The organism is Salinimicrobium marinum (assembly GCF_014651535.1).
Classification (GTDB): domain Bacteria; phylum Bacteroidota; class Bacteroidia; order Flavobacteriales; family Flavobacteriaceae; genus Salinimicrobium; species Salinimicrobium marinum.
Map to the genome: position 1 here is coordinate 385,073 of NZ_BMXB01000002.1, position 26,369 is coordinate 411,441.

General features: G+C 38.4%; 22 protein-coding genes and 1 tRNA gene. 10 read left to right on the forward strand and 13 right to left on the reverse strand.

The genetic code is table 11. From position 1 onward, the window contains the following. The first annotated feature begins 2 nt into the window (after positions 1 to 2). The 3 genes from IE056_RS05675 to IE056_RS05685 all read left to right on the forward strand — a co-directional run bounded on the left by IE056_RS05675 (position 3) and on the right by IE056_RS05685 (position 2,329). A complete protein-coding gene (locus IE056_RS05675) occupies positions 3 to 1,256 on the forward strand; it encodes a dihydroorotase (protein ID WP_189603713.1) in 1,254 nt (417 codons plus the stop codon). An 87-nt stretch (positions 1,257 to 1,343) separates the two neighbouring features. Next, complete coding sequence (locus tag IE056_RS05680) at positions 1,344 to 1,670, forward strand: DUF4870 domain-containing protein (protein ID WP_189603714.1); 327 nt, start codon at positions 1,344 to 1,346, stop codon at positions 1,668 to 1,670. Further along, positions 1,670 to 2,329 carry an alpha/beta hydrolase gene (locus IE056_RS05685; protein WP_189603715.1) on the forward strand — a complete coding sequence of 220 codons (660 nt, stop codon included), beginning with the start codon at positions 1,670 to 1,672 and terminating at the stop codon, positions 2,327 to 2,329. The genes IE056_RS05680 and IE056_RS05685 overlap by 1 nt, the downstream gene beginning before the upstream one ends. A gap of 134 nt (positions 2,330 to 2,463) precedes the next feature. Here IE056_RS05685 and IE056_RS05690 read toward each other — a convergent pair whose 3' ends face one another. Continuing rightward, complete coding sequence (locus IE056_RS05690) at positions 2,464 to 2,964, reverse strand: hypothetical protein (RefSeq protein ID WP_189603716.1); 501 nt, start codon at positions 2,962 to 2,964, stop codon at positions 2,464 to 2,466. Then, positions 2,957 to 3,724, reverse strand: a complete 768-nt coding sequence (locus tag IE056_RS05695; RefSeq protein WP_189603717.1) for an MBL fold metallo-hydrolase — start codon at positions 3,722 to 3,724, stop codon at positions 2,957 to 2,959. Before IE056_RS05695 ends, IE056_RS05690 begins: the two co-directional genes overlap by 8 nt. Before the next feature lie 102 nt (positions 3,725 to 3,826). On the opposite strand from IE056_RS05695, the gene IE056_RS05700 reads away from it, so the two are divergent. The 3 genes from IE056_RS05700 to IE056_RS05710 all read left to right on the forward strand — a co-directional run bounded on the left by IE056_RS05700 (position 3,827) and on the right by IE056_RS05710 (position 7,988). Continuing rightward, on the forward strand, positions 3,827 to 5,281 hold the full coding sequence (locus tag IE056_RS05700; RefSeq protein WP_189603718.1) for a TonB-dependent receptor: 1,455 nt from the start codon (positions 3,827 to 3,829) through the stop codon (positions 5,279 to 5,281). Between the two features lie 298 nt (positions 5,282 to 5,579). Then, a complete protein-coding gene (locus IE056_RS05705) occupies positions 5,580 to 6,404 on the forward strand; it encodes a phosphatase PAP2 family protein (protein WP_189603719.1) in 825 nt (274 codons plus the stop codon). Positions 6,405 to 6,491: 87 nt separating this feature from the next. Further along, positions 6,492 to 7,988: a S10 family peptidase gene (locus IE056_RS05710; RefSeq protein ID WP_189603720.1), complete on the forward strand. Its 1,497-nt coding sequence runs from the start codon at positions 6,492 to 6,494 to the stop codon at positions 7,986 to 7,988. Between the two features lie 131 nt (positions 7,989 to 8,119). On the opposite strand, the gene IE056_RS05715 is transcribed toward IE056_RS05710, so the two are convergent. After that, the gene (locus IE056_RS05715) at positions 8,120 to 8,950 is read right to left on the reverse strand and encodes an HAD family hydrolase (protein ID WP_189603721.1); all 831 of its coding nucleotides are present in this window, start codon (positions 8,948 to 8,950) and stop codon (positions 8,120 to 8,122) included. Positions 8,951 to 9,230: 280 nt separating this feature from the next. On the opposite strand from IE056_RS05715, the gene IE056_RS05720 reads away from it, so the two are divergent. Both IE056_RS05720 and IE056_RS05725 read left to right on the forward strand, forming a co-directional pair. Further along, positions 9,231 to 9,304, forward strand: a tRNA-Arg gene (locus IE056_RS05720). A 604-nt stretch (positions 9,305 to 9,908) separates the two neighbouring features. Beyond that, positions 9,909 to 10,592, forward strand: a complete 684-nt coding sequence (locus IE056_RS05725; protein WP_189603722.1) for a site-2 protease family protein — start codon at positions 9,909 to 9,911, stop codon at positions 10,590 to 10,592. A gap of 4 nt (positions 10,593 to 10,596) precedes the next feature. Here the strand turns inward: IE056_RS05725 and IE056_RS05730 are convergent, their stop codons facing one another. The 4 genes from IE056_RS05730 to IE056_RS18435 are packed head-to-tail and all read right to left on the reverse strand — an operon-like array spanning position 10,597 to position 14,566. After that, on the reverse strand, positions 10,597 to 11,457 hold the full coding sequence (locus IE056_RS05730; RefSeq protein ID WP_189603723.1) for a universal stress protein: 861 nt from the start codon (positions 11,455 to 11,457) through the stop codon (positions 10,597 to 10,599). A 9-nt stretch (positions 11,458 to 11,466) separates the two neighbouring features. Beyond that, on the reverse strand, positions 11,467 to 13,092 hold the full coding sequence (locus tag IE056_RS05735) for a BCCT family transporter (protein WP_189603724.1): 1,626 nt from the start codon (positions 13,090 to 13,092) through the stop codon (positions 11,467 to 11,469). 41 nt (positions 13,093 to 13,133) lie between these two features. After that, complete coding sequence (locus IE056_RS05740; protein WP_189603725.1) at positions 13,134 to 14,276, reverse strand: putative porin; 1,143 nt, start codon at positions 14,274 to 14,276, stop codon at positions 13,134 to 13,136. After that, a complete protein-coding gene (locus IE056_RS18435; protein WP_229793666.1) occupies positions 14,243 to 14,566 on the reverse strand; it encodes a DinB/UmuC family translesion DNA polymerase in 324 nt (107 codons plus the stop codon). Before IE056_RS18435 ends, IE056_RS05740 begins: the two co-directional genes overlap by 34 nt. Before the next feature lie 467 nt (positions 14,567 to 15,033). Between IE056_RS18435 and IE056_RS05750 the strand changes: the two genes are divergently transcribed. After that, entirely contained in the window at positions 15,034 to 15,180 is a 147-nt protein-coding gene (locus tag IE056_RS05750) for a hypothetical protein (protein WP_189603726.1), read from the forward strand. A 698-nt stretch (positions 15,181 to 15,878) separates the two neighbouring features. On the opposite strand, the gene IE056_RS05755 is transcribed toward IE056_RS05750, so the two are convergent. From IE056_RS05755 to IE056_RS05770, 4 genes are all read right to left on the reverse strand, one after another. After that, positions 15,879 to 17,450: a calcineurin-like phosphoesterase C-terminal domain-containing protein gene (locus IE056_RS05755; protein ID WP_189603727.1), complete on the reverse strand. Its 1,572-nt coding sequence runs from the start codon at positions 17,448 to 17,450 to the stop codon at positions 15,879 to 15,881. Positions 17,451 to 17,461: 11 nt separating this feature from the next. Continuing rightward, on the reverse strand, positions 17,462 to 18,310 hold the full coding sequence (locus IE056_RS05760) for an endonuclease/exonuclease/phosphatase family protein (protein ID WP_189603728.1): 849 nt from the start codon (positions 18,308 to 18,310) through the stop codon (positions 17,462 to 17,464). A gap of 155 nt (positions 18,311 to 18,465) precedes the next feature. Next, positions 18,466 to 20,115, reverse strand: coding sequence for a RagB/SusD family nutrient uptake outer membrane protein (locus tag IE056_RS05765; RefSeq protein ID WP_189603729.1), 1,650 nt, complete (start codon positions 20,113 to 20,115; stop codon positions 18,466 to 18,468). 7 nt (positions 20,116 to 20,122) lie between these two features. Beyond that, positions 20,123 to 23,002: a SusC/RagA family TonB-linked outer membrane protein gene (locus tag IE056_RS05770; RefSeq protein WP_189603874.1), complete on the reverse strand. Its 2,880-nt coding sequence runs from the start codon at positions 23,000 to 23,002 to the stop codon at positions 20,123 to 20,125. 664 nt (positions 23,003 to 23,666) lie between these two features. On the opposite strand from IE056_RS05770, the gene IE056_RS05775 reads away from it, so the two are divergent. Next, entirely contained in the window at positions 23,667 to 23,915 is a 249-nt protein-coding gene (locus IE056_RS05775; RefSeq protein WP_189603730.1) for a hypothetical protein, read from the forward strand. A 543-nt stretch (positions 23,916 to 24,458) separates the two neighbouring features. Here the strand turns inward: IE056_RS05775 and IE056_RS05780 are convergent. Together IE056_RS05780 and IE056_RS05785 are read right to left on the reverse strand one after the other, a co-directional pair. Next, positions 24,459 to 24,620 (reverse strand): hypothetical protein, encoded by a 162-nt coding sequence (locus IE056_RS05780; protein ID WP_189603731.1) that lies wholly within the window; start codon positions 24,618 to 24,620, stop codon positions 24,459 to 24,461. 233 nt (positions 24,621 to 24,853) lie between these two features. After that, complete coding sequence (locus IE056_RS05785; protein ID WP_189603732.1) at positions 24,854 to 26,113, reverse strand: DUF418 domain-containing protein; 1,260 nt, start codon at positions 26,111 to 26,113, stop codon at positions 24,854 to 24,856. Positions 26,114 to 26,369 lie beyond the last annotated feature (256 nt).

Below are 26,369 nucleotides of genomic sequence, written 5' to 3' on the forward strand. Positions count from 1 at the left end.
AAATGAAAGTACTTGTAAAATCTGCCAGGATCGTAGATAATGAAAGTCCGTTTCACAATAAAGTGATGGATATTCTAATTGACAACGGAGTTATTCAGGAAATTGCTCCTTCCATTGAAGCACAGGATGTCGGGAGGGAAATATCTTTTGAAAACCTGCACGTTTCACAAGGCTGGTTTGACAGCAGCGTTAGTTTTGGAGAACCCGGATATGAAGACAGGGAAACCATTGAAAACGGACTAAAAACAGCGGCAAAAAGCGGATTTACCGGAATTGCTTTAAACCCGGGAAACCTTCCCGTTACAGATAATAAAGGCGCGGTTTCCTTTTTGAGATCTAAAGCTGAAACCAGCCCTGTAAGCCTCTACCCTATTGGCTCCCTCACGCGGAACAGCGAAGGCGTGGACATGGCCGAACTTTACGATATGCAGCAGGCAGGAGCGATCGCTTTTGGAGATCACAAAAAAGCAGTTTCCAATCCCAATCTTTTGAAAATAGCATTGCAATATGCACAAAATTTCGACGGACTTGTACAATCCTTTCCGCAGGAAAATAAAATCGCGGGGAACGGTAGTGTAAACGAACATGAAAACAGCACCTATTTAGGCTTAAAAGGTATTCCAGCCCTTGCTGAGGAATTGCAGATTACCCGTGATCTTTATATTCTTGAATATACCGGCGGAAAACTTCATATCCCCACCATTTCCACTGCAAAATCTGTAGAAATAATAAGGGTAGCCAAGGAGAACGGACTTGATGTAAGCTGCAGCGTGGCGATTCACAATCTTCTTTTTACAGATGAAGTTTTAAAGGATTTTGATACCAACGCCAAAGTTTTGCCTCCACTTCGCACAAAAGCAGATATAAAAGCACTTATTGCAGGGGTAAAAGACGGCACGATAGATATGGTCACCAGTGACCACTTTCCGGTAGATGTGGAGCATAAAAAAGTAGAGTTTGATAATGCTCTTTTCGGTACCCTTGGCCTGGAATCTGCTTTTGGTGCTTTGCTGAAGATCTTTTCTTTAAAAACCGTAATCAGAGTTTTACTGGCAGGCAGATCCAGGTTCAATTTATCTGAAGATATTATCGATGAGGGAAGTCAGGCGAATTTCACCTTTTTCGATCCGGATACTGAATATACTTTTGAACTTTCAGATATTCATAGCACCTCCAAAAACAGTGTATTTCTGGGGGAACAACTGAAAGGAAAGGTGTTAGGTATTTTTGCAAAAGGTAATTTCTTTTCGGCGTAAAATGGATTTTTTCAGGGAGAAACAATTCCCTTAAAGACCGCAATAATGTACCTTTGCAGAAGTAAATTTCATTAAAAATTTCAGGAAATGTCATATTCAGCAGAACAGGGAAAACCGGCCGCCATTGTGGCTTACCTTACAATTATAGGAACCATTATAGCCTATTTTATGAACAATGAAAGCAAGAACCCTTTTGCCAGCTTTCACATTCGGCAGGCGCTGGGAGTTCATATAACTTTTTATGTCTTGGGATTACTTGTTTCCGCTTTTGACAGTTGGCTTATCTCTTCTGCTTTTTATATTTTTGTGATCGTTCTCTGGGGTTACGGAATAGTTGGAGCTATCCAGGGACAATTAAATGAAGTACCTATTCTGGGAGATAAATTTCAGAAATGGTTTAACACAATCACATAATGCAAACAATCGATCTTTCTTTATTTCATAAAATAAGAGAACCCAAAATACCTTCAGATAAAGCGCCACTCCTCATCATGCTGCACGGTTATGGCAGTAATGAAGAGGACTTGTTTTCTTTTGCTGAAGAGCTTCCGGGGGAATTCTTTATCATCTCTGCCAGGGCACCTTTTCCGTTGCAACCTTACGGACACGCCTGGTATGCCATTCATTTTGATAATATGAACGGAAAATTCACGGATGAAGTGCAGGCAATTGCTTCTCGTGAAAAAATAGCCGACTTCATTGATGAAGTGGTTGCTTCTTACCCTGTAGATGGCAAGGATGTAACGCTTGTAGGTTTCAGCCAGGGATGTATCCTTAGTTTTGCTGTTGCCCTCTCCTACCCTGAAAAGGTGAAAAATATAGTTGGTTTAAGCGGATTCATTGACAGGGATATTTTAAAAGAAGGATACGAAAAGAAGGATTTTTCACACCTGTCTGTTTACAGTTCCCACGGAACGGTAGATCAGGTGATTCCTGTAGATTGGGCCAGAAAAACAAGGCCGTTGCTGGATGAATTGGGAATAGCAAATTCTTTTTCAGAATTTCCGGTGGGACACGGTGTTGCACCACAAAACTTTACGGAAATCCAGAAGTTTCTTCAGAAAAAGGTTTAATTTAATGATCCTTATTCTAAAGTATTTTAACTCTCCTGAGAAATAAATTCTTCAAGAAGTATGGAAAAATGAATCCATTTAAAGATGTTAAATCGGGAATTGGAAATTAATTTACTTCTTAAAAAGATCCAGGATTACTGGTTGCGGGGGTAAAGCAGGGCTTTTTCTGTTTCCAGGATCAGGTTCTTGTTTTCATCAAGTTCAAAGGTCATAAAAACTTCTCCCCAGTAAGTCCCATCGGTAAAGTTGGCGATGATCCATTTATGGTTCAGGATCTTAATTTGATTAATGCGCATAAAACCTTCCATTCCTTCATAAGGTACCAGGTCATTGTCTTCTGAAGCGCTGTTCCTGCCAATGATTTGATCTTTTACCAGCTGGGCTACTTCAGTAGGATCATAGCCTCTGTCTTCAAAATAAGTCAGTGCGTCTTCATTTCCGGAAAAAGAGAAAGTTTCCGCAGAACTGTTTTCCGAAGCCATGGAATTATTACTGGCTTTAAGCTCATCGATATCTTCTCTTAAAGATTTAATTTGTCGGTCTTTCGATTCTACCATGTTTTTGGCACTCACATATTGAAAGATCACCACCAGCACCATAAAAACAGAAAAATATAAAAGCAGGGATTTACGCATCAAGATTTATTTTTAAATTATCGTAAGCAAGAAAAATATTTTTTGGCAGGGAAGCCTGTACTTCGTCATGAAAACCAAGCATGTGGCTAATATGGGTTAGGTAAGCACGTTTTGGATTGATCTTTTCAATAAATTCCAGCGCCTCTTCCAGATTAAAGTGGGAATGATGTGCTTCAATTCTAAGGGCATTAACCACCAAAACATCCACCCCTTTCAACTTTTTGGCTTCCTCCTCTTCGATGGTCTTAACATCTGTAAGGTAGGCGAAATCACCAATCCTGAAACCAAAGACCTGCAGCCGGTTGTGCATTGCATTTACCGGCATGATGTGAACATCTTTGAACTTAAAAGGCTTGTTTTCAATAACATGTTCCCGTACACTTGGAGCCCCGGGATATTTATTTTCGGAAGCAAAAATGTAATCAAACCGCTTGCGAAGCGAATTCATTACCCTTTGATGGGCAAATACCGGGATATCTCCCTGTTTAAAGAAGTATGGCCTTATATCGTCCAGTCCAATCGTGTGGTCGCTATGTTCATGGGTGTAAAGAATAGCATCGACACGATCAACCTTATTGGCCAGCATTTGCTGCCTAAAGTCGGGTCCGCAGTCAATTACTATAGTAAGATCATGGGTCTTTACAAGAACAGACACTCTTAGTCTTTTATCTTTCGGGTTTTCACTAAGGCAAACCGGGTGATTACTCCCAATGATGGGGATTCCCTGTGAAGTTCCTGTACCTAAAAACGTTATTTCCAAGACGCTAAATTTACCACAAAACTAAGGATAATTTTTTTGTTTAGCCTAGGCTTTTAGTACCTTTGAACTGACTTAATAAAAGTTCATTTTAAAAAAAAAGCTATGCCTATCACCATTATGGGGGATCGTGAATTTGAGAACGTTCCTTCAATAAAAAGTAAAGCATTACGCATAAATCTCAACGAAAATATTTACGGGACTTTTTCTGAAATTGGAGCCGGTCAGGAAACCGTACGTAATTTTTTTAGAGCGGGTGGTGCCTCGGGAACGATTGCGAAAGCAATGAGTGCCTACGATAAAGATTTTAGTGATGCTATTTATGGCATTGAGGAAGATAAAAGATATGTGACCGAAGAGCGACTGAAAAAGATGCTCTCCCACGAAACAACTCTTATCGAACAGCGTATTTCACGTGAGAAACATCCTAATAAACTTTTCTTTACATACGCCAATACGGTAGCGACCATAGATTTTGCCAAAAAATACAAAGGTCATGGTTGGGTTGGGATCAGATATCAGGTACATCCTGAGGAAGATTACAATGAAATAATTCTTCACGTAAGGTTTCACGAAAACGATGCTCGCTTACAACAAAATACTTTAGGGATTCTCGGAGTGAATTTGATATATGGGGCTTATTATAAATATGATAATCCTAAAAAGTTGCTCCGGTATTTATATGATCATATAGACAAAGATCAGATAGAAATTGACACCATCAACTTTTCGGGACCACGTTTTGAAAAAGTAGATAACCGACTGATGAGTCTACAGCTGGTGAAAAACGGAATGACCGATGCCGTAATGTTTGCACCGGATGGTAACAACGTCCTGCCTGCTAAAATTCTTTACAAGAAGAACATTCTTGCTTTAAGAGGAAGTTTCAGGCCGGTTACCAAGGTCAATATGGATATGTACAAGCAGTCTCTCGATCTTTTCCTAAAAGAAAACAGGGTTTCTCAGGAAAATACTGAAGTTATTTTTGAAATTACCTTGTCCAATTTACGAGCCGAAGGAGAAATTGATGAAAGGGATTTCATGGACCGTGCTAGATTGCTTTGTTCCCTGGGACAAACCGTAATGATCTCCAATTTTCAGGAGTATTATCGCGTGGTTGAATATTTCTCCCGTTATACTAAAGAAAGAATGGGGCTTGCCATGGGCGTAAATAACCTGGTGGATATTTTTGATGAGAAATACTACCGTCACTTAAGTGGTGGTATTTTGGAAGCTTTTGGTAAATTATTCTTTAAAGACTTAAAAGTTTATCTGTACCCTCTTAAAGATAAAGATACCGGTGAGATTACCACAAGTGAAGACCTAAAGGTACATCCAAGAATGAAAGAGCTGTACAAGTTCTTTAAATATAATGGTAAGGTGGTCGATATTCAGGATTATGATCCTAATATCCTCGATATATATTCAAGAGAAGTACTGCAAATGATCGCGAGTGGCCAAAGTGGTTGGGAAGAAATGCTTCCGGAAAAAACCACAGCTATGATTAAGGAGTACAACTTGTTTAGTCATAAAAAACAAAAAGAAGCTCAAAAAGCTTAGCATCAATTTTTTGATGAACTAAATAAAGAGACTGTCTCGAAAGTTTTTATTTCGTTATTCTGAAATAATTCAGAAGTTATTAGAACATGATGCACCCGAAGCTTTGGGAACAGGTTGACGAAAAAATGCTTTTAAGACGGTTTCTTTTTTGATGCCAAAAATGTGTAAGTACTGGTATAGCTGTGAATTAAAAAAGTTTAATGTTTTCTGAAAATTCTCCTGAAGCTCTTATATTTTGGTTAAAGACTCAGGATTTCCCAATAATATGAACGAGATTTGAGTAAAAGCACTATTTATCATGACCAGATTTTTTATACTTCTATTCACAATAATTACTTTTTCATCCTATTCTCAAACTAACTTTTCTACTTCTGAATCTCCCTACGAATTAAACTGGGGAGTTGATGGACCTTACCTGGGCGGTAGCTTGGCTTTAACCGGAGTAGGATTCTATCTTATTCAGGAAAAAGAAGGGTTGACTGAAGAGGAAGTGAACAACCTTGATAAAGATGACATCTGGGCTATCGACAGGTGGTCTGCCGGAAATTATTCCGCGAGTGCAGATGATTTGAGTTACTATCCCTTTTTGGGGTCTTTTGCTGTGCCCGTTGTTATGATGCTGGCAGATAATGACCAAAGATCACATATAGGTCAGATTTCGGTAATGTATATTGAAACTATGGCGACTACGGGAGCTTTGTATACACTTTCAGTTGGGTTAATTGACAGGTACAGACCAATGGTCTATAGTGACGATGCGCCTATGCATGAAAAGACTTCACCTAGTTCTACCCGTTCCTTCTTTGCCGGACACACAGCTGCCACAGCTGCCGCCACTTTTTTTGCAGCAAAAGTTTTTAACGATTTTCACCCGGATTCATGGGCAAGGCCGTACGTGTGGACTGCAGCTGCTTTAGTACCTGCTTGGGTTGGTTATCTGCGTCACGATGCGGGAAAACATTTTCTTACAGATAATATTGTTGGCTATAGTGTAGGTGCCTTATCCGGTATTCTTATTCCCGAACTTCATAAAAAAGAAAATGCAAATTTAAGCCTTACTCCTACTTTTGGAAATCATTTTGGCAATCAGTATCAGGGTCTTAGCTTTAGGTATACTTTTTAAGTTTTTCAGCCATTGCAAAAGCGATTTTTAGGTAAAGGAATTTTGGTTATAAAATGCTATTTTTAGCTTTTTAACCAAAATTCCATCATGAGAAAACTTTCTTTTTTAATCTTCACCTGTCTCCTGATCTTTTCAGAGGGAAAAAGTCAGCAAATTGAAATTCCCGTAGACACCACGGTTACCACATCCCACAATGTCACCATAAAGGGCCAGCGAATTTCCTATACGGCCACCACAGGAATGCAGCCTGTCTGGAACGATGAAGGAGAACCCGTCGCATCACTGTTTTACACGTATTACAAACGTAGCGGACTTAAAGACGATTCTAACAGGCCACTGGTGATTTCCTTTAATGGTGGTCCCGGTTCAGCCTCTGTCTGGATGCATATTGCCTATACTGGCCCAAGAGTACTGAAAATTGATGATGAAGGTTTTCCTGTTCAGCCTTACGGAATAAAAGAAAATCCGCATTCTATTTTAGATATTGCCGATATTGTATATGTTAACCCTGTAAATACCGGATATTCCCGAATTATAGAACCTGAAAACGGCGAAAAAAGAGACCGGAGTCAGTTTTTTGGAGTGAATGCAGACATCAGTTATCTTGGTAAATGGCTCAATACTTTCGTGACCCGCAACAGCAGATGGCTTTCGCCGAAATACCTGATTGGTGAGAGTTATGGAACTACCCGTGTTTCAGGGCTTGCGCTGGAACTTCAAAACAGTCAGTGGATGTATTTAAATGGGGTTATCCTCGTTTCTCCTACAGAAATTGGTATTGACCGCGAAGGACCTGTAGAAGTCGCTAACAGGCTTCCATACTTCGCAGCAGCTGCATGGTACCATAATACACTCGCTCCAGAATTGCAGGAAATGGATCTTGAGGAAGAATTACTTCCCGAAGTAGAAGAATATGCCATAAATGAACTCCTGCCTGCTTTGATAAAAGGCGGATTCATGGAGGAAGAAGCAAGAAAGGAAATAGCTTCAAAAATGTCATTTTATTCGGGAATTTCAGAAAAAGTAATTCTTCAGAACAATCTGGAAGTACCTTTCCGATCGTTCTGGAAAGAGTTGTTGAGGGAAAAAGGCGGAACCACCATTGGCAGACTTGATTCCCGGTATCTGGGAGTAGATCGTAAGGAAGCCGGAGATTCTCCCGATTATAATGCTGAATTGACTTCCTGGCTACACTCCTTTACCCCGGCCATAAATCATTATTTAGCTGAAGATCTTAATTTCAAAACAGATCTAACCTATTATATGTTTGGCCCGGTACATCCTTGGGACCGAAGCAGAAATAATACGGGCGAGAACCTTCGGCAGGCCATGGCTCAAAACCCGAATCTTGATGTAATGATACAAAGCGGATATTTTGATGGTGCTACTACCTACTTTAATGCGAAGTATTCCATGTGGCAGCTAGATCCAAGCGGTAAAATGAAGGATCGATTAAGCTTTAAAGGGTATCGAAGTGGCCACATGATGTACCTGAGAAGCGAAGATCTGAAAAATGCAAATGATGATATTAGAGAATTCATTATAAACAGTTTGCCGGGAGAAGGTGAATCTGCCAAATATTAGAAGTCTCACAATTTTTACAAAAGAAGCCCTGAAAGAGAAATTTTTCAGGGCTTTTTATATTATAAAAATTTAAATTTTTAAAGTTGCTTTTTTAAGGATTGAAAAAATCTGATTCAGGAAAGCATCTTAAGTTATTCCTGTTCTTTGGGTTGCAGTGTCTCCCTGCCCTGGATCAATCGCTCAAGGACGTTCTGTACTCCCAGCTCATCGTTGGTTTCAGTAGAATATTTTGCAGCTGCTTTGGCTTCTTCATGAGCATTCCCCATCGCAAAACTAAAGGCTGAATGATCAAACAGTTCAATATCATTTAAATAATCTCCAAAAGTAATAGTTTCCTCTGCAGTGATATTTTTTAGCTCCTGGATCTTCTTCAAAGCATTTCCTTTTTGCGCATCTTTGTCTGTAAAATCTATCCAAATCTCTCCTGAAAGCTTTACCTGGAAATCCTTTGTAAAATGCTTCACATGAGAATAACTGTTCGCTTCGGCACCTGATAAGTCGCAGATCGTAATCTTCAGGATCTCATCATCTTCTACTTTAGTAATATCTGGTACCACTTCGTATTTCTCATAGTGCCTTAAAAACGGATCCATAAACTGCGGATCTGTTTCTTCAATGTAAGCAGATTTTCTTCCGCATAAAATAAGGTACTTCCCTCCTATTTCCCTGACTTTTTGAATCACTTCCAGTGCTTTTTCTCTGGCTATGGGCTGAATGTGCTTTTGCTCATTATTTTCCATTATAATAGCACCATTCTCCGCAATGAATACAAGCCCTTCCTGCACTTTGTGAAGTTTTTCTTTTAAGCTGTAGTACTGTCGCCCACTGGCAACAGCAAAAGTAATATCATTTTCTCTTAATTTTTCCAATAAAGGGTAGAAACCCTTATCAATTTCACCTTTGCTGTTAAGCAAAGTTCCATCCATATCAGTTACTACTAATTTTATCTTCGATAAATCCATATGATCATTCTGTTAAACAGCAAAAATAACAGAAGCCTTCTTCACTACTACCATTCGTTTGTTAAAATTGTATTAAGTATAACAATGAAACAAGAACTGCTCCATTCTTTTCTGCTATTTCAATTGAATTTCAAATTTTCTTAAAAAATTATTCGACAATAACATCATTATTTTCAGCAGGTTGGATAAGGCCTGCATAGAACGGAAATTATTTAGTGGAATAAAATTAAATTTTAGCTTGTGTTTTCTGAAAAGCTCATTATATTTGCACCGCTAAAATGGTCGCGTAGCTCAGTTGGATAGAGCATCTGCCTTCTAAGCAGACGGTCACAGGTTCGAATCCTGTCGCGATCACTTTTTAATATTTAAATACCAGCAAAGCCCTTGACTTTCAAGGGCTTTATTTTTTTTGATATCTAATATCCAAGAAAATATGGTTAATTAGTTCGCAATTAGGTCAATAATTTTTAGTACGTTTTTGTTGTGATTTTTTGCTTTTTAATAATGGATTTGACTCTCATCTAACGGTTTAGTTCATTAAAAGACGACAACTCTGAAGACCGGAAACACTTTTCCATTCATTTTTGGTCAACAAACCGCGTATAAAAGGCAATAAAACTGATCTTCATGGTAGACTTTCTCAAATGGGAAAAGAGTGAACTTCACCTTGACGTCAAAGTAGATCCAGGTCTCTAGGACAGTAAAAAAGCTAAAGTCAAAGGAAATTCCAGAGAAGTTAAACAAATCAACCAAATACTGGAAATTACCCGTTCCCAAATTCACCAGGCCTGTCTCAAGCTTAAGGAAAAGAAACTTATCTATATACCTCTCTTAAAACCTGTTAAATGACTTTTTCGGCTTAATAGATTTCATAATCTTTGCGACTTGTTGTTCAGAGAATAGATGATACAGTTAGAAATATTCACAGAGAATGTGTGAGTTTTGAAAAATAATTATCATGTTTGGTATAAGCGATATCCCGAAGTTTTTCCTGGCTTTTTTTCTGGTTATGCCATTGATTTCAATTTTACACGAGGGAGGACATGTATTTTTTGCATGGTTGTTTGGTGGAAAAAATATCAAAGTCAGTTTAGGTACCGGAAAACCGATTTTCCAATGGGGAATGTTAGAAGTGCGCAAGTATTACTTTTGGTACGGCTTATGTATTTTCGAAAATTTACGAATAAAGAGAAAATGGAGCAATATCCTCATTTTCTTTGGTGGAAGCTTATTTAACATTTTAGGTGTTCTAGCTGTAATGATCCTGGTTGAGGAGCAGTTGATTGATACCAACATGTTCACATACCAATTTACTTATTTCTCTCTTTATTATATTTTTTTCGCCCTTCTGCCAATGCCGTACCCTGATGGAAATTTTAGCGATGGAAAAATAATTCTAGACCTCATACGAAACAAACCGTATGCCCACGCCGAAAGAACCTTCAGGGTACATTGGAGTGAAGAAAAAAAGGAATGGCATGTATTCAACCATGACGGAAAATTTATCCAGGCATTTAAGAACGAAGATGAAGCTCATACCAAAGCCAGGGAAGTAGCCAGAAACAGCAGGCCAAGTAAAATTATTAATATCAAAGATGGAGAAGAAAAAGAAATACAGAATTATCCCCGTATTCCTTTGTAGTTGTTTATTTCACCACCCATAATGGTATCCCGTAATTTGCATTAAATAACTCTTCTGTAACACTTCCTACAGCAAATGGGGAAAAAGTGTTTCCTCCTTTATCAGAAACTACCAGAAGGTCAGCATTAGATTTTTTGATGTTGGCAATGATCTTTTGTGCCGCTCCAGATTCCCTTCCAAGAAAAACCAATGGTTCAATAGGTTCTGTATAATCGAGTTTTTTAATGTATTTTTCTATTTTCTCCTTTACATGTTTTTCTACTTTAGGAGCCATAGATTCGGGCGATACATACGGGGAAAATTGTACAGGTACGCTATAAACGTGAATCAGTCTTAGAAATGATCCTTTCTCCTCCTGCAAAGTTTTGGTTACGGTAAATATTTTTCGGGAATCAGGCGAAAAATCGGTACCGGCCCAAATTTCCCGAATTTTTGTTTTAGCCAAACGAGGTACTGCCAGAATATCACATCTCAAAAGCCGAAGTAATTTCCCGCTTACCAGGCCCGTTCCATTTTCATGCTTCTTGTTCCCTACGATTGCCAGTTGAATTGCATATTTATCAACTACATATTTTATCAGCGATTCACTGTAAGGATCTTCAGAGATCAATACCTCCCATTCCGAACCTGCCGTAAAATTTTCTTCCACCTTTTCATTAAGCTCATCTCCAATAACTTCATCGAGATTTACATCTTTGAGCTGCTCATCAAAGAGTTCGGATATTTCATATTTCTTAATATTATGAACAAAATATACTTTTTCTGCCTTTAACGTTTCAGCAATAAAAGATGCATATTTTATAAGCACTTCATCCATATCTGAAAGATCAAGTGCGACGAGTATATTTTTATAATTCTTTTTCATAACAGAAGATTAAAGATTTGGTGATTGTTTTCCTGCATTTCGTTTTTTAATAATATCTGCAACCCTTGCCTCATAGCTTTCCCATTCCTTTTGCGTTTTGCGTTCTTCTGTTTGCTGATGTTCATCCCGGAGGCCGATGTATAGGGAGTAGCACATAAACAATAGAATAAAAGCAAATGGGAGACCAGTCACTATGGAAGCTGTTTGCAGAGCCTGTAAACCTCCTCCAATGAGCAGGACAGCGGCCACAGTTCCTTCAGCAACCGCCCAGAATATTCTCTGCCCTACCGGAGCATCTATCTTTCCTCCTGAAGTAAGACTGTCTACTACCAGGGAACCTGAATCTGAAGAGGTGACAAAAAATCCAGCAATAAGTACTACTCCAATCACATTAAGAGCCACGGCAAAGGGATAATCTTCCAGAAAAACAAAAAGCGCCGTGGCCACGTTGTCTTCAACTGCATTTAATACCGAAAGATCTCCAACCAAAGCCTGTTGAATAGAAGTACTTCCAAAAGCAGTAATCCAAAAAAATGTAATTAAAGAGGGTACTATAAGTACTCCCAGAATAAATTCTTTAATACTGCGGCCTTTGGAAATGCGAGCTATGAACATTCCCACAAATGGCGACCAGGCAATCCACCAGCCCCAATAAAATACGGTCCATGCGTTCTGCCAGTCATTTCCCGTATAACTTTCTGTCCAGGTAGCGATCTCAAGAAAGCTATAGAAATAGTTACCCGTATTCTGCACAAAAGACTGAAATATAAATATTGTCGGACCCAGAAGTACTACCAGTAGCAGTAGAACTACTGCAATTCTCATATTCCATTCGCTCAAAAACTTGACCCCTTTATCTACTCCTAGCACTACTGAAAGTGTAGCTATAAAGGTAATTCCGACAATAAGAGATACCTGTGTAACTATCCCACTACTAAGGCCAAATACGTGCTCCAGGCCAGCAGCTATTTGTTGTACCCCAAGCCCCAGAGAGGTGGCCAACCCAAAAAGCGTGGCTAAGACAGCAAAAATATCGATAATATCCCCTCTTTTACCGTAGATCTTATCTCCCCACAAGGGATAAAAAACAGATCGTATTGTCAATGGCAATCCGTGTGAATAAGTAAAATAGGCAAGAGAAAGACCAACCAGTGCGTATACTCCCCAGGCATGAAAACCCCAATGCAAAAAAGTAAAATTCATTGCTTCCTGGGCTGCTTCCGGAGTACCTCCAGCTGCTAAAGGGGGAGTCATAAAATGAGTAACTGGCTCCGCAATACTCCAGAACAATAGGCCAATCCCCATACCGGCACTAAAAAGCATAGCAAACCATGAGAGGGTTTTAAATTCCGGTCTGGCATCCTTTCCGCCTATTCTAATATCTCCATATTTGCTGAAAGCGAGATAAACAACGAAAATTAAAAAGATATTTACACAAAGCACAAAAAACCAGCCGACAGTGTTAGAAATAAAATCCTGAATTTCATTAAAATAATTTTCAGCCTGCTCCCGGAATATAAGAGTAAGCGTGATGCTTACGATTATAAAAATAGAGGAGGTAAAGAAAACCGGACCGTTTATATCCAATCCCATTATTGATTTTCTCTCGTCGCTTCTAATAATTTTCTTCGCCATATTGTATTTTTATAATAAGCTTTTGTAAAGCTGTGTTCGTATTAAAAGTAATAGCCAATGTTTATATTAAACCGTGCTTCCCAAGTGGCATCAGGCGTTCCCCTGCTAAAATCGTTTACATAGTTTCCTCCCAGCCATGAATGATTATAACCTGCAGCATAATCAATATACGTATAAATATTACCTGTAGTTACCAGTACCCCTGTTACATTCATATAAGAATCTTCAAAACCAGTTTTATGCTTCTGCATGTACCCAAAATCATTATAGACCTGAAGTGCAGACATTGGCCCCCATTCAATGGGTATTAACCTGGCAAGGGTCAAAGTATACATATTAAAATCGGCAGCAACTTCATACTCGGCACCATATGCTGCCATGGAAATTACCTCTCTTGAAGCTTTCTCTAAATTTTGAGGGTTATGGCTAATATTCATGGCTTCAGCTTTTAGGTTCCAGTTCTTATAGGTGCCTTCATAATGCAGCGCAAATCCGTGGTGGTTACCAGTTTTTTTAGTGTCAAGATTATATAGACTTCCATACTGTCCAGACATACCTAACCTATGCTTGATATTATCCCCGAATTTAAAAACATATTTTCCGTTGAACTGATTAATTTCTTTATTCCTTCCTGCAACATCATATGAATATCTGCTATGGGAGATTTCTGTATTATTTCCGAAGCGCATTTCTTCAGCATTTTTAAAGAAAGCTAGGTGGTATTCTGATTTTTCTCCGCTATGAATGTATTTAATACCCATGTCATGATCGTCCTCCAGTCCCACATAATATGACAGATTGAAGAACCAGTTATTGGAATTATATTGTTGAATACCAAAAGGCACCTGTGTAAGTCCTACCTGCAACTCATCATTTCTATTAAAACGATAGCCAAACCAACCTTGCTTTAGCATACCACCACCAAAGGCATCAGAATACAATCGATATTCCGCATTAAGATATATTCCCTTAAATGAAGCATTTGCATTTATTCGGAATAAATCATAGCCAAAATCTCCGCCTCGTGTCTTTTGTTCCGGTTTCCAGGAGGAAAGGTTGTAATTAAATCGTAATGCCCCACCAACAGAAACTTCTGGAGTTTCCTGAGCCCTTACAGTAAAACCGGAACCTACGCCAATGTAAAAGAATCCTATAATAAATAAATAGCGTAAATTGGAATACATAAGAATACGTTGTGTTTTTTTAAAATTAAGATTTCAGGTTTGGAAGACATCTTTTTATATAATAAAATATTGTTAACACCCGTAGCTTCGGAATCATCAAATAGGTTGATCTGGTAATCTCCTCTAACAAGGCCGTGGAATTTTATGCCAATAAGCCTTATAAGTAGCCGCCGGTTATACAACTGTTTAAAGAGCCGCATTATCATTGGAATATTTAAATGGTCTGCACTGGTATAAGAAACTTTAGCCTGAATGGTGTAGTTCTGAAAATCTGAATATTGAATTTTCACACTTTTATGAAAATTTGCTATTTCCCTCTTCTTAACTGGAAAGCAGGGTTCTATGCCATAGCCATCAAGGTGGCATGCAGCTTTATCACATTGATGGTATCCTTAGGAAAAATTTATTCTTTATAAATGGATTTCCGTTCCCTCTTTTCAAAATGGTCCTGCCATTTTTCCCAAAGTAGGTTTCGAGCATTTCCACCGGCATATTCTGGATCATTTAAATATCTCTATTCTAAGGTTCAGGAGCTTTTGAATGGTTTTATTTCTATCATCTAAATCTTTTGCCAGACCAGGTGGATCTTTTACAACTATATAGAATATTGAATGAGAAGAATAGCTCGAAGCTTTAAATATAAAAAATTGTTGATTGCCTGAATTTTATGTCGTTCAATGGTTTCGGCACATCTTTTGAATCCAATTTTTTAAGGACTATGTAAGTCCTGTGAAGAGAATATAAAAAATAATACGCCATGAATTTACCAATGATATACCATAGAATAGAAGAACTTTTAGAAATTATAAAAAGGAATCCAGAAGATCAGGATCTCTATTTCAACAGTGAGATGGAGCTTGCATATCTTGAAAATATAAGAGAAGAAATTGAGGAGGGTGGTTAACAATTTCCGCTAGTTTTAATAGCTGATTTTAATTAGATTATAGGTGTTATCGTACAAACTGAATGCCGGAATTCAGAAAACTCCAGTAATCCTGAATGAATATCATGAAGAAATAGAAATGTTTCACTGGGCTTAATCCCTGTCTGGGTCATAGATGAGAAAATAAAAAAGATGACGCTCAATGCAATAATTGAAACCTTTATGAAAAATGGGTTTTTAGGAATTCTGTACAAAACCATTGTCTTATTTTAACCAGTGGCTATTTTTAGGGCAAAGGCTGGATTCTATAGGAAAACAAAAGCAGAAATATCAGATCAATCCTATGACCAGGAAATATTTGCTATACCAGGGATTTATTCCAACAATAGAAACCCTTTAAATAATGAACTTATTTACTTCTACTCTATCCTCACCACTGAAGCAAATGAATTGATGAGATAAAATTCATAAAACTAAAAAGCGGATGCCGGTAGTCCAGAGAAAAGAAAATCGAAATAATTGGCTTACCTGTAAGGAGATCTAACAATTTGCTTTTTCATGAGAAGTAGCCTTAGAGGAGTAAAAAATTTAAATAATTTATTAAGCGAGTAAAAACTGGATTTTAAGTGGTAACCAAAAATATTTTTATGAAGAAATCGCATAAAAAACCTGCCTCTGCAAAGAAGCTTCGACAGGTTCTCCAACTAACTATGTAAAAATTAATTTTTTGGTTCTTCCAGTCTGAAACTGCTGGTGGCCTTGTGATTATTCCCGAACATATCTGTGGCTTTAATTTCAATTACATGCTCTCCTGTTTCCAGATTTGTTGGTATACTCCCACGCCACAAATGTTCACTCTTTACAGCATTTGAAGATCTCCGTCCAGGCATAAGTTCTTCCGTTGTATCCCATTCGTTGATCAACATCAAATAAGAAGGATCTGGTTCCTCCACGTATTTCATAGCTTTCCATGCTCCATTGTCAATCCTATACCTAACATCATTTCCTTCGGTTCCCATAAAAAAATTAGCATAAATTCCTGCCTGTGTATTTCTACCTTTAGCTACCACTTTTGGTGCGAAAACCTGTATCTGGAAATCATTTTGGTCCCCGGCAGATTTATAACGTATGTTATATTCATTTCCATTAAAATTTATGAATGCATATCCTTTTGGCGTTCCATCTCTCATCGTAGAAACAGGAACTCCTTCTTCATCTAACTTTCCGGAATACCAGTCTCCGGAGGTGGTGCCAACATTATAATGGTGATGCGGTTTTCCCTGGAGCCATCCTTCCTCCGCTCCAAAAAAATCCTGCTTCTGGATATGGGTATGAGCTGAAAGAGACAGCGTATTAGGAAAATCCTGAAGTAAACGGAAAAGCCTCTTCCTGTCCTCATCTCTGAAATTATCTCCATCTGGTTCGCTTATGGGGATATGAAAAGCTAAAACTATCAAATGATCTTTGGGAACAAATTTGAGATCATTTTCAATAAACTGAAGTTGATCTTCCCGGAAGCCACCCCAGTATCCTTTGCCATCCCTTGGATCAGGATAGAGAACATCGTCTAAAATAATGAAATGAACTTTCCCATAATTAAAAGCATAATTTGCCGGACCAAAATGAGCTTCAAAAGTTTCATCAGCCATTTCATCTGTTTCTGCATCAAAGTTCAAATCATGGTTTCCAAGAAGATTGTACCATGGGATCCCCACTCTTTTTACTGCCTGGATATATGGATTAAACAAACTCAGATCATTACCTACCAGATCTCCTAAACTTAATCCAAAAGAGACATTTTCAATTCCTTCAACTTCTGAAACAATTCCTTTAGAAAAAAAATCTACTTCTTCCCGGGTATATGGTTGAGGGTCTCCAAAAATTAGGGCCGTAAATTCTTCCGTTTCTTCTAAAGGAATCAGTGCAAAATCTATCGATTTTGGAAGGTGTCCGGTAGGAGCTACTCCTTTAAATTTTGCTTTGGGAGAACCATTCGGTTTATGGATATAGAAAAACTGAGGTAAATTATCTTTGTTTGTTCTAATGCTATATCCCGAAGGTTTGATAACTGAAATGATATTGTCCTCCCCCACAGGCAGTTCATACTTCCCAGAAGCATCGGTAAGAACCACTTCATGTCCGTTGGTTACCGCAACATCCGAAAGTCCATTTTCTCTTCTGTCTCTTTTGCCGTTTTGATTGGAATCTTCAAAAACGTAACCGGTGGCAGTAGTTTGAGCAAAAAAATTTATTGATACGAATAAAGCACACGTAGTGAAAAATTTGTCCATGTGTATAAATATTATTTTTGATTCAACTTCAGAACTGCCATGACTGGGAGATGATCTGAAGCGTAGGTTTCATTAATTACTTTATGATATTCTATGCTGAAATTTTCTTTAGGCTTAAATGCTATAAAATCAATGGCTTTTTCTGGTTTTAATACCGGAATTGTAGGTTCGCAATCGTTACACGTCCTTGTGAAAAACTGGTCCAAATGGTTTATCACCTCTGTATTTGGTGTCGCGTTAAAATCGCCTGCCACTATCATAGGCAAAGGTTCCTGAGATGCGATGTTGACTATCTCCTGGATTTGAAGTAAACGATTTGTATCATCTCTTTGTGAATCAAGATGTGTACTTCCAAACCGGAAAGATTTGTCATCTGGAAGTGAGATTTTCACTGTTGCCAGGACGCGAGGTTCTCCATTAGTCCCTGGAGCAGTAGGAAGAGCATGAACTCGCGCTTCTGAAATGGAATATTTTGATAACACTGCCACTCCATAGACTCCTCCGTCATAATTTATGGCTTTTCCAAAATACACTTCCATACCTAATTCGTTGGCAATTATTTCTGCCTGATTCCCCGCTCCTGATCTGGTGGTGTTTGCATCAACTTCCTGTAAAGCAAGTACATCTGGATCCTGTGCTTTTATAGTCCGAATAATGGCTTTTAAATCAATAATTTTGGGTTCGGAAGGAGGATTGGCGTGGTGGATGTTGTATGCCATAATCCGAAGGCTTACCTCCCCTTGTTCTTCATTCTGCCTTTTGTCATCAAAAGTGGAAAAACCTCCGTTCTTTTCGTTCTGAGCATTTAGGCTAATAACAATTAAACAGGCCACAATCCGTATTATAATTAAATGTATCATAGGTTTGAAATATTTAAATTTTAGGAAGCCCTCTTTCCTCCTTCACTATTCCTGCAAGTCTTATCTTATTTTGAGTTGCAATCATTATATATTCTTGTTTTTAAAATGCTGATGGATTCCCAAATTAAATGAATAAAATTGAAATTTAATTTGCACTACCAGCCTGGATTCTGCGTCAAATCCGGGTTGCGTTCTAATTGAGGCAATGGTACCGGCCATAAGTAATGTCTGGAGGGATCAAAAGTTCTTCCTGTATGTGCAATTATAAAGCCCTCTTCATCAGTTCTTAAATTTCCGGCAGTATCCGGATTCGGAAGCCAATTCACATTGGTACCTTTAACGTCCAGTGCCAGTAATTCCCCTTTTTTCCAACGCTTAATATCGAAATATCGTTGTCCTTCCAATGCCAGTTCAACTCTTCTTTCCCTGCGTATTTCTTCACGCAGGTCAAGTCCGTTAGCTTCGATTTCCGAGATGACCATATGCTTCATTCCTACCCTATCCCTTAAAAGATTAATAGACTTGTCCAAATCTTCCTGGGTTAATGTACCCTGTTCAAGTTTGGCCTCAGCATAAGTAAGTAACACTTCTGCATACCTGAGTAGGTGAAAATCATTAGCATCACGACGATAGGTTGGGACAGCAGACAATTCCGCATACTTCGTGAAATAATATCCTGTTAAGGTTACGGCTCCTCGTCTATCAGAGAGAAATTTAGGGATTCTAAAAATCTCTGGAGTCTCATTTACCTCCTGTCCGTCATATCGTCCTCCCCATTCTGCACCCGGCTCTAAAATGGTCTGAGACATTCGTGGGTCACGATTCTCAAAAACATCCTGATAATTTTCAACTCCATACAATGGGGAATCCTCTATAGGTAGTCCATCGATCATTAAGTAAGAATCAACAAGAGATTTAGTAGGATTCCACCTTATTACTTGGTCTGGCACGTGAATTTCCCGGGACAAATTATGCATATCTACCTCCATTAGGGAAGTTCTGGCTATAATGGTTTCTTTATTATTTCCAGTTGATAATTTACCGGCATAGGTGAAAAGATCATAGTAGTTCCTCTCAGGATTTCCTGTGTCAAACAACTCATAAACGCCCATATCCATAACGTCTCTAGCTGCTTTTTCGGCGACCTCAAAACGGCCGCTATAAAGTGCTATTCTGGCTTTGAGAGCTAAAGCGGCCCCTCTGTTCATTCTTCCTAAATCTTCTCCGGAAGGTATTTCCGAGGGAAGGTTCATTGCTGCATCCTCCAGATCGTTGAGAAGAAAATCCACCACTTCTTCCTGAGGATCCCGGGGGACCATTAATTCCTCTATGGTTAGGGTTTCTGTGACCAAAGGCACATCCCCCCAGAAGTTCGTAAGGTAACTATACATTAATGCTCGTATAACCCTTACTTCTGCAGCAAGACGCTCTGCCAGGGCAGGATCATGTAAGGTTGCTTTATGGTAATTTTCGAGAAAAGCGTTAGCCTGTCGCACACCACGATACTGGGTTGTCCACTCTGTATTTAGTGTATTTTGATCTGGTCCGTAATTACCACTACCAATTTGTTGGTATTGTGTTGATGAAGGCCATAAGGTATTATCCCCCATGTTTTCCATATCAACTGTATTTTTTGCTTTAACATTAGCGTACAATCCATTGGCCGCTAAAATTAATTGCTCTTCTGTTTCCCAAAAATTTTCATTGGTGAGTTGATCTGTCGGAGACCTGTCCAGGAAATCTTCTTCACAAGAACTGAAGAAAAATAAACATCCGGCCAGGCAACAATAAATTATATTTTTCATTGGTGTTTTATTTTAAATTAATATTTAGGCCAACTGTAAAGGTCTTTACCTGTGGGTAAAAACTTCCGCTACTTACAGGAGACTCAGGGTCATATCCATAAAAATAATCTGAAACAGTGAATAAGTTCTCAGCTGAGACATAGGCTCTGAAACGTTCTGCCTTAAACTTTTCACTTAATCCTGTTGGAAGGGTGTATCCAATTTGAACATTCTTTAGTCGTAGGTAAGAGGCATCTTCCAGCCAGTAGGTAGAAAGACGTTGGTTATACGATTGCTGATAGGTTAGCCTTGGGTAAGTTGCATCTGTATTTCCAGGGGTCCATCGGTCCAGATGGATTTCCTGAGGCATTGCACTTTCGCTGATGAAGGCGTGGCGTGCAGACCCTGTTAAAAGCCCGTTTACTTCCCCAACACCCTGAAGGAAGAAATTTAGATCAAAACCTTTGTATGCCATTGAACCCCGGAATCCATAGGTATATCTCGGTATATGGCTTCCTATTACTTTCCTGTCATTTACAAGATCAACTTCACCATCACCATTTAAATCCCGGTAAATAAGGTCTCCCGGTTGAACCGGATCTCCCTGGATGTATGGAAAATTCGGTGTATAAGAATCGTCTTCTGCATTATAAGTAAAATCAGATTCCTGTGCGATTCGGTCCGCTACCAAACCATAAAAAGCATCAAGTGGCTCTCCTTCCATTCTCACCCGGTCTCCTATTGTAGGCTCTGTACCTCCCAAATCGGTCACTTTATTTTTAACATCAGATATATTGAAATCCAGACTATAACTAAAATCATTGATGTCGTCACGCCATCCCATTTGGAATTCCCATCCCCTGTTTTCTACACTTCCGGCATTCTGGTATGGATAATCCGGACCACCAAACACATCAGGGATAGGTAAACGTAGGAGAATGTTTTCTGTGGTGTTCACGAAATAATCGGCGGTTGTAGTAAGCCTATTATTGAAAAAGGCTAGATCAATTCCCAGGTTAGCCTTTTCTGCTGATTCCCAGGTTAAAAGTTGATTTCCCACAACGGTTTGTCGATACCCAATGGTCAATTGATCTCCAATAGGCATGGTGTTTACAGGTCCTAGAATATCCATGTATGCCCAGTTGGCTATCTGATCGTTTCCTTGTGTACCGTAAGAAGCACGTATTTTTCCGAAGTCCAGAAGGTTGTTATCCCTTAAAAACCCTTCTTCCGTGAATACCCACCCTATTGAAGCAGCAGAAAAGAGTTCCCATCTGACATCCTCGGCAAAACGGGAAGAACCGTCATATCTAAAGTTAATTTCCGCAAGGTATTTATCTTTATAGCCATAATTTAACCTTCCAAATACAGATTGGAGGGCATTTTGTGCATTGCTACCGTCATTTAACTGGTTCTCTGTCCCAAGGTTTATATGTCCAACAGAGGAAGATGATAAATTAGTTCTTGAAGCTTCTAAATCATCATTAACCGTTTCCTCCTGAGAAATCCCTAACAAAGCAGTTATGTGATGAGTGTCAGCAAAAGTCCTGTCATATTCAGCTGTTCCAACGAAAGTTTGATAAGTTCCTTTATAACTACTGGTTGTAATCTTATTTGGATAACCTGTTTGCCAAACCAAATCTCCCGTATCAGGACTGTAGTAGTTAATCGTTCTTTCGAAAAGATTACGCCGGGAATTATATTTCACCAGGCCATATCTTCCTCTAATTAAAAAACCCTTGAAAAGATTGATGGCAGCTTGAACATTCCCGGTGAATTCTTCAGAAGAAAAGTCATTGGTGCCGGAATCTGTAGCTACGGCGACGGGATTACTGGAACCTCCTATGTACCCCCAACCACCTTCTGTATTTCGTACCGGGACCAGTGGAATAATTGTCAGGGCCTGATAAAGGGGCCCCGTTCCTGCGGCAGATCCAATATAATTCCTGTCAATATATCCTATGTTGGAAGAGATGTCAATACGATCCAGAACAGTGGTGTTAAGTTTAGCTCTAACGTTATGCCTTTGAGATTCATAATTATTGCCAACTACAAGTCCTTCCTCTTTTAGGAGCCCGTAGGAGAGATAATAATTAAAATCTTCCTGTCCTCCGTTTACGCTCAGATTGTGGTTTTGCTGAGGAGCATAATCTTTATAAACTTCTTCAATCCAATTAGTATTCGCATAATAATTCAAATCAGTCCCTTCTCTGGCAATCTGAATTTCATCTGCTGTATAAGTTGGATTACGGCCTACATTTACCTGGGCTTCATTTAGAAGCTCCATATATTCTGGAGAACCTAACCTATCTGGTAAGGCTGTGGGTGTCTGAACGCCATAGTAGCTATTATAAGATAGTGTAGGTTTACCTGCAGTACCGGATTTTGTGGTTATTAAAATTACACCGTTCGCACCTCTTACTCCATAAATAGAAGAAGAAGCAGCATCTTTAAGAACTGATATACTCTCAATATCCTGAGGGTTTAATATATTCAAATTTCCCCCGGGAATTCCATCTATTACTATTAATGGATTAGAATTTCCCCAGGTACCGATTCCCCTAATGCGGATATCACCCCCATTGTTCCCCGGCGCGCCTGAAGCTCCTGTGACAGTAACCCCCGGCATCAACCCCTGTAGGCCTGAGCTCAAATTGGTAATAGGTCGATCTTCAATGGCATCAGAAGACACCTGGCTTACTGCTCCAGTAAGGTTAGCCTTTTTCTGTGTTCCATAACCCACTACAACTACTTCTTCCAGAGCTTGCGCATCTTCGTCGAGGGTTATTAAGAAATCAGTTTCGGAACCAACTAATTTTTCCTGAGTTTTAAAACCCAAATAGGAAAAAACAAGAATTTGATCTTCATCAATAACCTCAAGATTAAACTCCCCCTCAAAATTAGTAATGTTCCTGTTGAAGTATTCTTAACCTGTACAGTTACGCCCGGCAGGGGAATACCCTCTGCATCTATCACTCTCCCTCTAACAATTCTCTGATAAGAGGCAGAATTTCCAAAGGAATTTTTAATATTGAAGTCTGAATAACTTAATTTAAAAGCGTATCCCTCCTGAAGTATAAGGAAGAAAAATATGCCATATGTCAACCCCCTAAAGGGAAATCGGGTAAAAAATTGTAGCTTTATATTCATTACAATTTGACTATATAATTAATTTTGGTTTAATTCTTTTTAAGCCCATTCTGTTGCAGCAGAATGGGCTATTTTTTTGGCTAATTCAAAGGGATGTTTTCTCTTATATCAATAATTTTTTAGGTTATAAATTCTATAAATCTGAAAGCTTTCGTATAGGCTTTCCAGGCTGGAGCAAATCAAATCAATTCTTTCCATGCCTGTCTTGATTTCAATTTAAGCTTTGTTTAAATAAAGATTAATTTCAGATAGAGAACTGCTCAACTTTCCATAACCATTAGAATTTTATAGAGGTGAAGAACAGGTATTTCGACAATTTGTAGCTATTTAACCCAGTGATCTAAATATAATCATGACTTAATTTTTAGATAACTCCCGAGTAGTAAATTCATCATGACTTTGTGCAACTCCAAAATACTGTTATGGATTTTTTAGATACTACTACCCTACTCCAGGAAAAAAATACCTTACCAGTTAAGTATGTTCAAAATCAGAAATTTATCCTTGATTTAAAAGGTTTATTAGTGTGTGATATAAGGTGGAGCAGAATGCAGTTTATGGACAAGGGACAGGATGTTTTGGGAGAGATGGTTGCAAAACTACTTAACCAGTCCGGAGCAGATCACAATGAAAAGACCCTACAAAAAATCAGAAGATCTTCAGAGGGATAAGTGATTTGACTTTCGTACTTCAAAGATGATAGAACCTTACAAGTTAAATTATACCAGCCTTTTTAACTCTTTATGGAACAAGAGTTATCAATTCTTAAAATACCTTTTTGGCATTTATTTAAAAAATGAAAAATGATCAGTCATAGTCTTTGGAGATATGGAAGAAAACCCTCGTAATAAAAGCCTTTTATTTTATAAATACTTTTCCAAGTATGTCAATGGCAATTGATCACTTTTATTTGTGAGATGAAAAGATCATTTAAAAAGTTAACACATCGGCCAACAACACCAAAGAAAATTTTGAAAGCCCCGAAATTTCTGGGATTAAGCGGAGAGCAAATCTGTTGCGATCATTTAACAGTCAAAAACCCATTTAATTTAGGGGCTTTTGACTGTAATTTTGACTTAAAATTAAAATTGGGAAAATCTGAGTATCTACAGATTTAAAATGTATTGACTTCATAAATAGTACAACAGCAATTTTTCAGCTTTCGCTTTTGTAAACGCTACTGTTCAAGTACTATTCCGGGAAGAAATTAATTTCTATTTCTTACTTAAATTGTTTTGAGTCATTCGCTGGCTCTTACTTCCGGGAATACTGGAAAATTTATAAAGAGCTTTTTCTGGATTTCCTGAATTCCTGAATATTTTATCCCGGATTCCCACACGTTCATCTGAAAAAAAATTCTGTTCTTGGTTTTTCATGGCTTATGATTTTAGAGGTTTATATACTTAAAAAAGTGAAACTAATTGTCTGAAAATCAATATTTAAAACTCTCTCTAAGTTAGAGAGAAAATTCTGAAAAAAGAAATGTTTTCTACTCTAATATGAGCTGATTAAAAGAATTAATATACTGCGTAATAATAAGTAATTATTAAGCTAAGGTGGTATTTAAAAGTATATTCCTTCGTGGCTTTTAAGTTAATATTTTTTCTTTTTACCCACTCCCTGAATAACTTTTTACATCCTGAGGTGCTGAAATGGTTCCTTGTTTTTTTAAAGAAGTAAATTCAAGATTAGTCAATCCTTTCCACAACCATTCAACAGGTCCCTGTTTGTATCTTTTCAACCACCACTGACTGAATTTTAGCTGGAAATAAAATACTCCGGCTCCTAAAACTACATTTATCGCCGGCGAGGTTTTATCAAATAATCCTAGCCCAAAATGATAGAAAAGCAAAAGTCCGAAGAATGTTTGCAGCAGATAATTGGTGAGTGCCATTCTCCCCATCGTACCCAGCGGTTGGAGGATCGACCTGAAAAAACTATTGCGAAACAGAATGGTAACTCCGGTGATATAAAAAATGCTAAGACAGGCATTATATATATCAAACAGGAAGCTTGCCAGCCATTTTAGTTCGGGAATGACTTTTATTTCAGGAATGGTAACCAAATCGAACAGGTACATGAAAATTCCCACCAGAAGCAGAACAAGGATCACCCTTTCCAGCATCTGATTCCATAACGTAAATTTTCCCAGGTTTTTTCTTATGGAGGTAAAAAGATTTGTACAGCCGGCGTAAAACCCTAGCAGGAAATATCCGAAGGTCATTAATAATCTTCCACTTTCCAGCTGATACGCAATCTTAGATGGCCAGGAGTACCAGTTATCTTTTAAAACAGTAATAAACCCTTCATTTTGGACAAGCTCATAATACCTGTTTGCCTCCTCCTCCATCGGAAAATTCACTGAAATATCAGGATTTCCTTCTCCGAAAAGATCATATACATGGGTGGGTATATTAAGGATAAGGAACACCCCCATAACAAGAATTGTTTTTGGGGGCAGGTGGCGAAAAAGCAATAAAACCATTCCTAGAACCGCATAAATAGCAAGAATATCTCCACGCCATAGTATATGATGCACTACCCCTATAAGTAAAAGTAGGGATAGACGCCATACATATCTTGGAAGATGACTTTTACGAGATTTATTTTTTTTAAAATGAAGATAAAAGCTTAATCCAAATAAAAAGGAGAAAACAGAAAAGAACTTTCCGAAAACCAGGGCACCAAAAATACCCATAGCGATTCCATCTGCTGTACTGTCATAGCTGGTGTAAACTTCTGGCGGCAATGCGGCGCCGGTATACCAAATTACCATGTGGGCGTATAGAATACCGGCCAGAGCGAATCCCCGCAATACATCAATCGTGTCGATCCGTTTTTTAGCTGTTGTAACAGTGCTTTCCCCCATAGAGCCCCAGAAGTAATACTATCTCATTTTCAGTTTCCGCATCCTCACCGGATATTTATATGAATGAATGATAACATGCTTTTAAAGCGTAAACAGAATGAGATACGGATATCAAAATCTTTAAATTAAAATTTTAATGGTCAGCCAAAATAGGAAATTACTAAGATTAAACGCGCAGGTATATGAGCTTAAGGATTTAATTAACAGATGGTCTACCTTCAGCTTCGTAACAGCTACCCTTCTCTTTTTCTGAAAA